Raw genomic sequence first — 13,321 nt, forward strand, 5'->3', positions numbered from 1 at the left:
TCCGCCGGCCGCAGTGTTATTGGTTGGCTTGAAATTGGTAGGGCCAGATTCGTATTCGTTGGCACCGCGCGTCCTCGGGGACACGGTATTTCGGAACGCTATTCTTAAGTGACGCTATTCTTAAGTGACGCTACTCTTCAGGGACGGTATCAAGGGCGCGGCGAATCCGGGTCTTCGTCCACGGCCGCATCCTCGTTGGCCGACGGAGCGGATTGTTCCAGAATCTCCTCCGGCTCAGAATCGGCATCGGCCGCCAAGCCATCTTCGTTGCGCCCGTCCGCTTCGCGTTCCCGGCGGATTTTTCCCAGCAGTTCTCCAACCACCAACGCGTTCTCGGCACCCCGGTTGAGTTCGAACTGCAATCGCGGCGTGTACCGCGTATCGATTCGCTTGGCGATCTTGGATTGTAAGAAGCCGGCCGCGTTCTGCAGCCCACGGAGGGACAGCGTCTTCTGAGCTTCGTCGCCCATCACGCTGACCGAAACGGTCGCTTCGCGCATGTCCGGTGTCACTTCAACGCTGATCACCGTCACATCTTTGACGCGGGGATCGCGAATCTCGGTCAGGATCGCCGATGCAACGACTTCGCGGATTGCTTCGGCGGCTTTCAGTAAACGACGACTAGACACAGACGACCTGAGGGGGAGGGGTTCAACCAGGGGAGACGAAAAGGAGCCGGCAGCGGGGCCGCTTTGGGTGTCCGGCGGACGCAGCCCGACCTGGTTCGGCGGATGCAGCCGGCCGGCGTAACTTCGCGAGGCTGGCAAGGACAATTCGGGGTGGTGCTTCATGATTCATTCCGGCCGCTCAAACGCCCCGCCGGATTCGCTACATCGCCGCGGGGCGGGAGAGTTCCCGATGGGACACCGCAATCCGGTTGTCCCCCGACCGCATCAAACGGAATCGGGGGCATCGGGGCACGGACGGATCAATCCAAGGTTCGTGCCACTTCTTCGATCCGATAAGCTTCCAAGACGTCGTCTTGTTTGACGTCGTTGAACCCTTGCAAACGGATACCGCATTCCATCCCGCGTGGGACTTCTTTGACGTCTTCCTTGATCCGTTTGAGCGAGTCCAAGGCGTAATCTCCGATCGTTCGCCCCTCACGGTTGACGCGGATGCGACAGCCCCGTTGGATCGAACCTTGAGCCACGTAACAGCCGGCGATCGTACCGACGCGGCTGATCGAAAAGACCTGTTTGACCAGGGCACGGCCAAGTTCCACGACGCGTTCTTCGGGCTTCAATCGACCTTCGACCATCGCCTTGATGTCGTCGGTCAACTTGTAGATCACGTCGTATCGTCGGATCTCCACGTTGCGTTCGTCGGCCAGGGATCGCGCCTGTTCGTCGGGGATCACGTTGAATCCGAGAATCACCGCGTCGGAGGCACTTGCCAAGGTCACGTCGGCCAGGGTGATTCCACCCACACTCCGCTGCAAGACACGGATCTCCACCTCCGGATGATCGAACTTGCTGAGCTCTTTGTCGATCGCTTCCAGGGATCCTTTGACGTCGGCCCGGATGATGACGTTCAGCTTGACCTTTTCTTCGGTCTGCCCCAAACGCCCTTCCTGCAGCATCTCCTGGAAGTTTTCGAAGGAGACCTTGGTGGTGACGCCGGAGAGCGACTGGCGGCTGGACTCGTCGGCTCGGCTGCCGGCGATCGCTCGGGCATCGGCGATGTCGTCCAACACGTGGAACCGGTCACCGGCCCCCGGAGGCGATTCCAAGCCCATCACGCTGACCGGCGTGCTGGGGCCGGCTTCGCTGATCGGCTCACCGGTCAGGGTGTCGCTCATGGCACGCACGCGGCCGTAGGTGGGACCGCAGACCATCACGTCGCCGACACGCAAGGTGCCGTTGCGGACAACCAGCTTGGCGACCACACCGCGGTCGCCCTGCTGTTCGGCCTCCAGACAGACCCCCATCGCCGCGCGATCGGGGTTCGCTTTGTATTCGTTCAGCTCCGCAATCGTCAGCAGCGTCTCGAGCAGTTCATCCATCCCGGTGCCTTTGATCGCACTGGTCCGGACGACTTCCACGTCGCCGCCCCATTCGCTGGGAGTCAGTTGATGTTCGGTCAATTGCGTCAGCACGCGGTTGGCATCAACGCCTTCCAAATCGATCTTGTTGAGCGCCACGACGATCGGAACCTCCGCGGCCTTTGCGTGGCTGATCGCTTCCTCGGTTTGCGGCATGATGCCGTCGTCGGCGGCGATGACCAGCACGGCAATGTCGGTGACGTTTGCCCCGCGGGCCCGCATTTCGGTGAAGGCTTCGTGACCCGGGGTGTCGACAAACGTGATGCTGTTGCCGTCCTTGTCGATCTCATACGCACGAATGTGCTGCGTGATTCCACCGGCTTCACCGCTGACCACGTTGATACCGATCAGGTGATCCAGCAAGCTGGTTTTCCCGTGGTCGACGTGTCCCAGGAAGGTCACGATCGGGGGACGCGGTTTAAGCGAATCGGGATCGTCGGCCTGCTCATCCAGTTCCGTGATCAACTCGTCTTCAAGCGTCTCGGTTTCTTTCAGCTGCAGTTCCAAATCCAGCTCGGCCGCGACGATCTCCGCCGTCTCGAATTCCAGCTCGGCATTGATGTTGGCCATGATGCCCATGCCCATCAGCGCCTTCAGGACCTGAGCGACCGGGATACTTGCGGCTTCGGAGAAGCTTCGCACCGTACAAGGCAACTCGATCTGAACCGGCTCTTTTCGCGGCGCGGCGGTGTTCGTGCCCTTGTGTTGCAAGGTCCGGCGCTGTCCGCGGTCATCACGTCCATAGCTGCGTGAGAGATCACCGGGGCGTTTCCGACGGTTCCCGCGATCGACCCGGGCACTGGACATTCCGGCCAGCCCACTCTTGCGGCGTGGACGATCTTCTTCCTCGGTCCCGCGTTTCCCTTTCTCGGTAAATCCAGACAGGCCGCCACGTTTGCCCGAAGGGCGTTTCTTTTCGACCGATTCGGCAGCCAGCTCTTCCAGCGGCGCCTTCATGCCCTGTTTGTGACCGGCAATGACGTCCCGGCTGAGCTTAATCTCAGGCTTCTGGGCCTTGGGCTCATTCTTCGCGGCGGGCTGGTTTTGCGGCGTCTCCGGAAGCGGAGCCAGATTGATCCCGATCCGGGGCTCGGCGCGTTTGGGCTTCCCATCGGACTTCTTACCGGAATCGCCTCGACCGGGCGTCCCGCGTTTATCAAGCGAGCGAACGCGTCCGGCACCACCGGCACCGCCGCGAACGGACAGGGGACCTGCGGGCCGCGACGGGGGCTCAACCGCTCCCGACCGTCCTGATCCGGCGGAATCACGTCCGCCGGAATCACGGCTGGCAGCGGCTTCAGAAGCTCCACCGGAATCATCGCGTTTGCTCGGCGACGGCTCGGGGGCAGACGAATCAGGCTTGCTGGCATCACCGGGCTTGCGCCGCAACCGGTCGGACAGCCCACCGGCGGACCGCCGAGTGTTGGGCAGCCGCACATCGGGAGTCTGCCCCGCCTCTTCGGCTGCAGCCTCTTCCGGCTCTTGAGCGGGCGGCAACGGGGCGGGAGCACGCACCCGGGGGGCTGGTTTGGCGGCTGGCTTGGACTCGGCAGCCGGCTTTTCGTCGCCGGTCCGTCCGCGGCGTTCCAATTGGATCGGACGCCGCTCCGGCTGGACCTGTTCACGAACAGCCACGGGCGTCGAAGGTGCTTTCTCCTCGGGAGCCGGAGCGGCGGACGACTTGCTGCCGCTACCTCCGCTCAGGTGATCGCGTACCCGCTGCACCTCGTCGTCAGATAAACTGGCCAGGGCCGATCCCTTTCCGGGAATGCCAACCTTTTTTACGAGATCAACCAGTTCTCTACTGTCTAATTTAAGTTCTTTTGCGAGCGCGTAAATGCGTGCCACTGGGTCGAAATCCTGTCAAATTGTTTGGAAGGGGGCCCGGTTTTCATGCGTTCACTTGAGGCCACATTCCAGTTCGCTTCGTCTAAATCACATAAAGAGTCCTCCATCGGCTCGCCCGCAGCCGGTCCTTTGATCAGGACTGGCGATCGGCGGCAGCCAAATGGTCCGGTGCTTGGGTTGCACCGACATCAACAGTTACGGTGGACTGAGGATCATTTTTTTGCCGGAAACCCGGAGGGGTCACCGCCGCCACACATTTGGCCGCGGTGGACGGTCCGGCAGACATGTTCGTCGTCGCAAAGGATAGCGAAAAAAAACGCGGTCGCAGAGGTCCGACGAGGGGGCAAAGTCACATTTCAGGCGACTTTTTCCCGTTTTTTAACTCATTCGGCCGGCTTGCTCTCCGATCGCAGCGGATCGGCGGCATCGGGTGAGGTGCCTGCCAACCCCGGTGATTCGGGGGACTCGTTTTCCGGCTCCTCGGCCTCTGCGGCGGCCTGCGGCTCGTCCTGCGAAGCCACTTCGGCACTCGCCTCGGCCGCTTCCTCGACCTCGACCGCTTCCTCAGCCTCGGCTGCGTCTTCGGAGTTCGCCTCCTCCGCATCGGCTTCGGACTGCCCGGCTCCCTCTGCCTCGCTTCCTTCGGTCTCGGTCCCTTCGCTGTCGCCCCCCTCTGTCCCGGCAGCGGTTGCGTCCGTGCCGGCGGGTGACGCTTCGACGGCGACCGGTTCGGGCTCGGCAATTCCGGCCGCTTCCGCTTCGCGCTGCAGCCGTTCGCGTTCGCGCCGGGCCTGGCGTTCGGCCGCCGCCGCCTCTTCGGCTTCTTCCGCCTTCGCCTCAGCCTGCTCGACAATCAAATCGACTTGCTCTTCGCTCAACCCGCCCAATTCCATAAACGCGTCGGGCTCGATGACCGACAGGTCGTCGTAGGACAGGTAGCCCTGCTCGACCAACATTTGGGCAATTTCGGGTGTCATCCCGTCCAGCATGCTGAACGCTTCGACCGCCCGTTCGATCTGCTCTTCCAGCTCACCGCCGGTCATGATCTCGATATCCCAGCCGCACAGCTTGCTGGCCAGGCGAACGTTCTGACCTCGGCGTCCGATCGCCAGTGAAAGCTGATCTTCCTGGACCAGAACGATCGCGCGACCGATCATGTCGCACAACAACACCTGCTCGACCTCGGCCGGCTGCAAAGCGTTGGGGATCAACACCTCCGGGTCGTCGCTGTAACGCACCACGTCGATGTGCTCACCAGCCAGCTCCTCGCGGACGGCCTTGATTCGGCTGCCCCGATATCCGACGCAAACGGCGATCGGGTCGACCTGGCTGTCCTCGCTGCTGACGGCAACCTTGCTGCGATACCCGGGTTCGCGGCTGATCGAGTTGATGGCGATCACACCCTCACTGAGCTCAGGAATTTCCTGTTCAAACAGCCGCTGCACCAACTGCGGCCGGGTCCGGCTGAGCACGACACGGACCCGGTTCCCGGTCGCTTTGACTTCGAAAACCACCGCGCGCACCCGTTCGCCCGCATGCAGGGTCTCGCCGGGAATCTGTTCGCTTCGCGGCAAAATCGCTTCAACGTTACCCAAATTGACGGTCGCCACCCCACCATCGGCTCGACCAATGATGCCCGCGACGATGTCGCCGATTTGCTCGCGGTACTCGGCCATCAGCGAATCACGCTCGGCCTCGCGGACCTTCTGGATGATCACCTGCTTGGCGGTCTGGGCACCGATCCGGCCGATTTGGTCGTCTCCCAGAGCGACTCCGTCCAAGGTCGCCATGATGCGGCCGTTCTCACGATTCAGCTGAACACTGATGTCCGCATCTTCCCCATATTGACGCTTGGCAGCGGTCTGCAACGCCGCCTCGATCGCCGAAAAGACCAATTCGGTATCAATGTTTTTTTCGCGGTGCAGCGAATCAACGTATCGCAGAATGTCTTGTGGATTCATAACGGGCGTCGCGGGAAGCGCCGTGAAACGCGGAGAATGACGAGGTCTCTTGCCGACAGCGCTGTCTGTGCTACAAAAAATTGCCCGGACCTTTCGGCAGGACCGGGCAATTGCGTGTACCAGTGCTGTAGCGGTTTAAGTTACTGATCCCGCTTTGAAGTGTCAACCAAGACCGCCAGCTGGGTTGACCGGTCGCGACGCTCGCTGGAGCGTGGCCGTGCCGCCGTCTGGCGACGGCAGCTGCGTGATGCTGCGCGACTGGACATTGCCACGGCCGTAGCCACGCTCGCCAGAGTGTGGAAGAAGCCGTGCCGCCGTCTGGCGACGGCAGCTACGGGATGCCGCGCGACTGGACATCGCCACGGCCGTAGCCACGCTCGCCAGAGTGTGGAAGAAGCCGTACCGCCGTCTGACGACGACAGCGACATCAACCTCCCGTCCGGATCGCGATGCTGGCCAGCAAGATGGCAAAAATGATGATCCACAATGGACGTTGGTGACGGTTCAACACGGGCCTCAATGGAATCGAAGTCAGGACGGCGCAAGCTCGCTGAGTCAGACTAGTCGCAAATCCCAGACCCGTGGGCCGGGTGCGCGACAAAAAGCTTTGCGGCGATCCCGTCAAACGGCGGAAAACCCGCGGTTCGGCGGACGGGCATCTCGGCACACCGTGGCTCGCCGATGCCAGGGCGTTGATCGAAATCACCGAGCACCGTTGCCCGCACGAAGCGAAACGTTGCCCCAAGGCCACACTCGCGGCGATCCCGCCGTGCCGATCGTACCGATTAACGCGATCGTTGCCGGCCGAGTCACCCGCCGGGGTGGCCATCGAGGTCGGTTTTCGACCGGCGGAATCGTCGGATGGACGAAAACCCGTCGTACACTCTGTTGTCGGCAATCAACTTCGAACGGGCCCGCCCCGCGATTGGATGAACCGCCGAACGCCTCTCCCGCCAACCTGCTTAGCCTCACGCGATGCACGATTCTCCAACGATCCTGATCATCGAAGACGATCCCGTCTTTCGTCGCGTCATCGGATTCACGCTCGAGAAGAACGGCATGCGCGTCGAAACGGCCGACGACGGACAGTCAGGCTATGACCGCTTGATGCGCGGCGATTTTGATCTGATCGTGACGGATTACCAAATGCCGGTGTGCGGCGCCTTGGAACTGCTACAGCGACTGGACCGCCTGCCCGATTATCAACGTCCACCCACGATCCTGTGCACCGCCAAAGGTCTGGAACTTGATTCGGACATGTTGCAGCGAACCTTCGACTTGACGGCCATTCTGCACAAGCCGTTCAGCCCCCGTCACCTGGTCGACGTGATCCGCAACAACCTGGATCCTCAAGAAGTCTAGCTGGGTCGCCTCCCGCAAACCCGCCGCCGTCAGCCGACCGGCGCTGCGATCAAATCATATCCCTGTGAAGCGACGATTTCACAGTCGACGATGTCGCCCACCTCCACCGAGCCGCCTTCTTCGACTCCGCTGACGTACACAACGCCATCGATCTCGGGGGCCTGCGAGCGCGTCCGACCGATCCAGACGCCTTCCTGGTCGGCCAATGGCGAGTCGATCAACACGCCTTCGGTCTGACCGACGCGGCTCTGGTTCCAATCAAACGCGATGGACTGCTGCACGGACATCAATTCCCCCATCCGCCGCTGGGCGACCTTCGCGGGAACCCGATTGGGTAACTTCGCGGCAGGCGTGTCTTCTTCAACCGAGTAGGTGAACACGCCCAGGTGTTCGAAGTGCTGCTCGGTGACGAACTCCACCAACTGCTGAAAATCGTCTTCGGTCTCCCCGGGAAAACCGGTGATCATCGTGGTCCGCATCACCAGCGAATCGATCCGCTCACGCAACCGCCCGACGATATCTTCCTGGATCGCCCGGGTGGTCTTCCTGGCCATGCGTTTCAACATCGAATCGCTGGCGTGCTGCAGCGGCATGTCGATGTACGGCAGAATCCGCTGCGCTCCGGCCAGCGTGTCGATCAGGGCGTCATCGATGTACATCGGGTAGAAATACATCAACCGGATCCAGTCGATCGAATCGATCTTGTCCAGTTCGACCAACAGGTCTCGCAGCCGCGGTTGCCCGTACAGATCTTTGCCGTAATACGTCGTGTCTTGGGCCACGACCACCACCTCGCGAACCCCGCTGTCCCCCAACCGCTTGGCTTCGTCGACCACCTGCTCGATCGGCTTGCTGTAATGCTTGCCACGCATCCGGGGGATCGCACAGAACGTGCACAATCGATCGCAACCTTCGCTGATCTTCAGGTAGGCGAAGTGCCGGGGCGTCACCGGCGCCCGCACGGCATCAGAAAGCGGCCGAATCGGCGCCGGGCGAAAGACCCGCTGTTGCTCCTGAACGCCGCTTTGCAGCCGATCCGCGACTTCGACAATGTCGTTCCGCCCGAACACACCGACCATCGCGTCGATTTCCGGGCGGGCTTCCAACAGTTTGCCTTGCTGACGCTCAGCCAGACAGCCGGTCACGACCACGCCCCGAATCTTGCCCTGACGCTTCAGCGACAGCATCTCGTCAATCGCCCCCATCGACTCTTCACGCGCCGAATCGATGAACCCGCACGTGTTGACCACGACGAAGTCCGCCGAATCGACCGAGTCGACCATCCGGTACCCGTCGTGATTCAGCCGGCCGAGCATCTGCTCGGTATCGACCAGGTTTTTGGGGCATCCCAGCGAGACCACGGCGTAGCTGCCTCGGGCGGTCCCCTCCAGTTCAGTCGGGGAGGGAGCGGCTGCGGATTGAGATTGGTTGACGACGGGCAGTTGCATCGGGATGCGGGGGAAGGGTGCGAAGGACCGCGGGAACGGCTGGAGATCAAAACACGCGTGGTATTGAACCCGAAACCGCCCCATCGGGCAAACGGAAACGCCGTGCACCGTGCCGCCAACACCCTCTCACTCGTTCCAAGGCTCCGCCTTGGAACGCACTGCTCCGCTGGCTCTGCCAGCCCTCGGCATCGCCGCTCACCTCCGGACATTCGGCAAAAAACCGACAGCGGCCGGCGGAGCCGGCAACTCAGCCGGTTCCAAGGCGGGAGCCTTGGAACCAGGGGGGGAAATACTCTCACTCGTTCCAAGGCTCCCGCCTTGGAACGCACTGCACGCTGGCTCTGCCAGCCCCCCCGGCACGGCCGATCACTCGCGGCAGTAATCCAACGCCAGAAGTGCGTAGGCGGTGACCAGGTTTCGATTGCCTTCCATCCATCGCTCATTGCCGTCGTTGACCCACGAGCCGTCGGATTGCTGTGCAGCGATCAACGTTCGAGCCAGTTCGCGGTTCCAATCATGGACGTTGCCCTGTCCGTCGGTGACAGCCTGAACTTCGGCGGCATCGAGCGCCTTGGCGAAGGTGTGGTAGTAGTAATACAGCCCCGCTTGCCCCATGCCCGGGTTCTCACTCAACGAATAGGTCTTTTCGATGAACTCCATGGCCGCCCGCACCCGCGGGTCGTCTTGCGTCAAGCCGGCGTAAATCATGCTCTTCAGCCCGGCATAAGTCATCGAACCGTAGCTTCGCAGACCGCCGCCGTCGTCGTCCGAATCGCTGACAACCTTGGTTTCACCGCCAGCGGCCGGCGTGTAGTAAAAGCCGCCGTCATTGATCTTGTCGGCGTGCGGCGTGTCATTGCCATGGCCGGAAAGGTTCTGGGTGCGAGAAATGAATCGCAACGCCTTCTGGACGGCTTCGTCATCGGATCCGTTGCCCAAATCACGCAGCGCATCGAGCATGAAGGAGGTGTTGGACAGGTCCGGGCGAGAGTGACTGCCATATCCGGCACCGCCGTAGGCCGGGTCCGACGATTCGACGCCTTCGCCCTCATCCCACTGCAAGCCCTTCAAGAAGGCTTCCGCGCGAGTCAACTGGCTCTCGTACTCGTTGTCTTGCTGTGCCGCAACCAGCGCACCGACGGCCACCGAGGTTTCGTAATTTCGGTGGGTCGACCCGCGGGCATAGATTCCGCCATCGGGCTGGACGTGTTCCAAGATGTACTCGATCGCCTTCTGCACGGGCGGTGACTTCAACTCTTCGGGGCGATTCTGCAGGATTGCACGGACCGCGATCCCCGTCACCGCGACGCCGGTCTCGGGGCTGAATGCACCGTCGTCGCCCTGCCCCCGGTTCTTCAAAAACGAGATCCCCTCCGCAACGCTGCGATCAATCGCGGCGTTGGTCTGTTCGGGCGAATTCAATTCGATCGATGCTTTCTCCTGCGCAAGCGCGCCCGGAGCGCTGCACGCCGCGACCACGACGGCCGACCCCAGGGCCAGGGGAGAGACAACACGAGCAAACAAGGATTCCAAAGACATCTGCTTCTCAAGTGGGAAAGAGTTGGAAAGGGACGGCGGCGGCTGCGGTCCCCGAGGAAGCTTGCTGAGCAATGCACACGTCGTGCCATGGAGCGGCCCCTAAACCGGACCGGGCTGGCATCGATGTTGCCGTGTCGTCCCCGGCCGACTGCGGCCGGCCGGCAAATCCACGTCTCGCGAGCGTCATCATCATCCTAACACGAGCCTGTAGACGGCCAAGTCGCTGTTCCGCCATCCTCGATTTGCAGTCGTCGCCCAGGCCGGTCCGATCAAAGCCCTGTGGAATATTCGCCACCGGCGGCCAAATATTCACCGCCGTGAAGGTCGTCGACGTGCAGGTCGCTGTGAGTCGCCTTTTTGGCCGGACCTGGCCCCGTCGATCGCCTCCCATTTCGATCGCCCGAACCCGTCGATCCCATGCCCGTTTCCTCCGCCAATGCCAGGAAGACCGGTGTCCCCGGTCGGGCACCGCCGACGCTGTTTCGCCTGCGCGACCTGCAGCTGCGGATCGACTCCGCCCACGAGCCGCCCCACGAACCCGTCGCATCGCGTCGGCAACGGCAACCAGGGCAGCGACCTGCCGAACCGCCCCCGGACGCTCCCAAGCCCCAAACGCCCTGGCTGGCCGCCCACGCCGAGGATCTGATCGAACGGCTGGCCGCCTGGTCGATGGCGTTGGATCGCCGCGAAGCCAGCTTGGAAGAGCGCGAGCGGGCGCTGCAACTGGAGGCCCGGGCCGCGCGGCAAAGACTGTGGTGCCGAGAATAGCCGCTTCGCACCGGCCGTCGCCTAAAGGCTCCACACCAACAACCCGCTGGTGTGGAGCCTTTAGGCGACAAGCTGGACAGCGCCACTTTCAAGCAAAGACACGGTGATTTGCCGTGCAATGAGCGGCAGGGCGCTAGCCGCCGGTTGAGGCGAGAAAACCCGCGGCTAGCGCCACGCGGCTCACCCAGGATGCCGCTGTGCAGCGACGCAGGAGAGATCGCCCCAAAACAAACAACGGCCGCCGAAGAGGTTCTTCGACGGCCGTCTGCGGGTCATGGCACCGAGATCATGCGTCTTCGGCGTTCTTCAAGACTTTGTCGATCAAGTTGTAATCTCGCGCCTCTTCGGCACTCATGAAGCGGTCGCGATCGGTGTCTTCTTCGATCTTCTCCAGCGAATGGCCGGTGTGATCGATCATGATTTCGTTCATCCGCTTCTTGATCCGACGCAGCTCCTCGACGTGAATTTCGACTTCACGCGCCGTTCCCTGCATCCCAGCCAACGGCTGGTGGATCATGATCCGCGCGTTGGGCAGCGCGAACCGCTTCCCGGGGGCACCGGCGGTCAGCAGCACGGCGCCCATCGAAGCCGCCTGGCCGATGCAATACGTTGCGACGTCGCACGAGACGAACTGCATCGTGTCATAGATTGCCATGCCCGCGGTGATGCTTCCGCCGGGGCTGTTGATGTATAGGTGGATGTCCGCCTTGGGATCATCGCTCATCAAGAACAACATCTGGGCGACCAGTGAATTGGAAATCTGGTCATCGACCTGTTGTCCCAGAAAGATGATGCGATCTTTCAGCAGACGGCTGTAGATGTCGTAGGTGCGTTCTTCGCGTCCGCTCTTTTCGACGACGTAGGGGATCAGTGGCATATCGAGGTTCTTTCAGTTGACGGGGGAAACGGGATCACCGCGGCCGCAATAACGCTGGCCTGCAGGTCGGACTGCACGAGCGCCGCTTGGCGGATCAGTCCTCGTCCTCGTCCTCCTCCGGAGGACGGGTCAAGATGTTGTCGACCAACCCGTATTCCATGGCCTCTTTGGCGCCCAGGAAGAAGTCGCGATCGGTGTCTTTGGCAATCTGATCGACCGACTGGCCGCTGTGCTTGGCAATGATTTCGTTAAGCACATCGCGATAGCGGAACATTTCCGCCGCCTGGATCTCGATGTCACTGATCTGCCCTCCGACTCCGCCCATCGGCTGGTGCATCATCACGCGGCTGTTGGGCAGGCAGTAACGCTTGCCCTTGCTGCCGCCGACCAGCAGGACCGCGGCGCCGCTGCACGCTTCACCGACGCAGTACGTGGCGACCGGGCACGACAGGATCTGCATCGTGTCGTAGATGGCCAGTGTCGCGGTCACACTTCCGCCCGGCGAGTTGATGTAAAAGTGAATGTCTTTGCGACGGTTTTCACTTTGCAGGTACAACAGCTTCATCACCAATTCGTTGGCGTTGCCGTAGTGAATCTCGCCTTGCAGGAAAACGATCCGGTTCTCCAGCAGCAAATCACCGAGCGTCAACTGGCGCTGCCGCTGATAGCTTTGGTACGCGTGGCTGCCGACGATCTCGGAGGCGTTCGTCAGTTGACGGCCGGAAATCGGGTGCGTGAGCGGTGAATCCATAGAGTGTCTTTCGGAGTTGGAAGCATGGTTCGCGACGAGAACCGGCGTGAGAGCGACCGGCGCATCGGGGAAGCAGGACAGTGTTCGCTGCAAAGAGGAATCTGACAAGACGGGGCACGCGCGGGCGAAACAGGTCACACACGGGCGGATTCGCCGACCGTCCGCTGGCGAACGACCGCAGGTTTAGCAAATCGAATACCAATGCCTCAATGGCCGACCCAGCTTGTCTATCTTCACATTTTTCGACAGTCTGGCACGCCTTCAGCGGCCGCGGACACCCACGCTCTGCCAGGCTGGCATCCGGAAAGACGGCCGGCCGGAAAACAGGAACGTGGTTGCCGATTGGCAACGTGGCCGCAAAATGGAAGGGTTCGCCTGCCGCCCTGCCCCACTCCCGACTCTCCATTGCTCTGATGTCCAGCCGCGATCAACGCTCCGACGACAAGATCCCCTGCCCCACCTGTGGAAATCGATTTCGCATGGACGAAACCCAGGCACCTCCGTTTTGCAGCCAACGTTGCCAACTGATCGATCTGGGCCGCTGGCTGGATGAAGACATCGGCCTGCCGCATTGCGAGGACGAATCGCCCAAGACGATCGATCGCAACCTGGTCGACGGCGACGGGTCCTGAGCGACGGCTGCCCCGCCGGACCTCCTTCGTTCCCGGGCTCCCGCCCGGGAACGCACTGACGGGGAGAATCCTGACTGCTGGCTCCGCCAGC

Annotated in this window: 10 protein-coding genes; 3 read left to right on the forward strand and 7 right to left on the reverse strand. The window is 61.9% G+C overall.

What is annotated here, in order from left to right:
* Nucleotides 1-149 precede the first annotated feature (149 nt).
* From rbfA to nusA, 3 genes are all read right to left on the reverse strand, one after another.
* The gene (gene rbfA / locus FYK55_RS20030; protein WP_150078240.1) at nt 150-629 is read right to left on the reverse strand and encodes a 30S ribosome-binding factor RbfA; all 480 of its coding nucleotides are present in this window, start codon (nt 627-629) and stop codon (nt 150-152) included.
* A 299-nt stretch (nt 630-928) separates the two neighbouring features.
* A complete protein-coding gene (gene infB / locus FYK55_RS20035; RefSeq protein WP_150078241.1) occupies nt 929-3,892 on the reverse strand; it encodes a translation initiation factor IF-2 in 2,964 nt (987 codons plus the stop codon).
* 383 nt (nt 3,893-4,275) lie between these two features.
* Complete coding sequence (gene nusA, locus FYK55_RS20040; protein WP_150078242.1) at nt 4,276-5,853, reverse strand: transcription termination factor NusA; 1,578 nt, start codon at nt 5,851-5,853, stop codon at nt 4,276-4,278.
* Between the two features lie 975 nt (nt 5,854-6,828).
* Between nusA and FYK55_RS20045 the strand changes: the two genes are divergently transcribed.
* Nucleotides 6,829-7,215, forward strand: a complete 387-nt coding sequence (locus FYK55_RS20045; RefSeq protein WP_150078243.1) for a response regulator — start codon at nt 6,829-6,831, stop codon at nt 7,213-7,215.
* Between the two features lie 29 nt (nt 7,216-7,244).
* On the opposite strand, the gene rimO is transcribed toward FYK55_RS20045, so the two are convergent.
* Complete coding sequence (gene rimO, locus FYK55_RS20050) at nt 7,245-8,663, reverse strand: 30S ribosomal protein S12 methylthiotransferase RimO (protein WP_150078244.1); 1,419 nt, start codon at nt 8,661-8,663, stop codon at nt 7,245-7,247.
* 366 nt (nt 8,664-9,029) lie between these two features.
* Nucleotides 9,030-10,202, reverse strand: coding sequence for a prenyltransferase/squalene oxidase repeat-containing protein (locus tag FYK55_RS20055; RefSeq protein WP_150078245.1), 1,173 nt, complete (start codon nt 10,200-10,202; stop codon nt 9,030-9,032).
* Nucleotides 10,203-10,619: 417 nt separating this feature from the next.
* Here FYK55_RS20055 and FYK55_RS20060 point away from each other — a divergent pair, with 417 nt between their 5' ends.
* Entirely contained in the window at nt 10,620-10,970 is a 351-nt protein-coding gene (locus tag FYK55_RS20060) for a hypothetical protein (RefSeq protein WP_150078246.1), read from the forward strand.
* Nucleotides 10,971-11,256: 286 nt separating this feature from the next.
* Here FYK55_RS20060 and clpP read toward each other — a convergent pair whose 3' ends face one another.
* Together clpP and FYK55_RS20070 are read right to left on the reverse strand one after the other, a co-directional pair.
* A complete protein-coding gene (gene clpP / locus FYK55_RS20065; protein ID WP_150078247.1) occupies nt 11,257-11,847 on the reverse strand; it encodes an ATP-dependent Clp endopeptidase proteolytic subunit ClpP in 591 nt (196 codons plus the stop codon).
* A 94-nt stretch (nt 11,848-11,941) separates the two neighbouring features.
* A complete protein-coding gene (locus FYK55_RS20070; RefSeq protein WP_449314227.1) occupies nt 11,942-12,559 on the reverse strand; it encodes a ClpP family protease in 618 nt (205 codons plus the stop codon).
* A gap of 452 nt (nt 12,560-13,011) precedes the next feature.
* On the opposite strand from FYK55_RS20070, the gene FYK55_RS20075 reads away from it, so the two are divergent.
* Nucleotides 13,012-13,230 carry a DNA gyrase inhibitor YacG gene (locus tag FYK55_RS20075; protein WP_150078249.1) on the forward strand — a complete coding sequence of 73 codons (219 nt, stop codon included), beginning with the start codon at nt 13,012-13,014 and terminating at the stop codon, nt 13,228-13,230.
* Nucleotides 13,231-13,321 lie beyond the last annotated feature (91 nt).

This window comes from Roseiconus nitratireducens (assembly GCF_008629675.1).
Lineage (GTDB): Bacteria > Planctomycetota > Planctomycetia > Pirellulales > Pirellulaceae > Stieleria > Stieleria nitratireducens.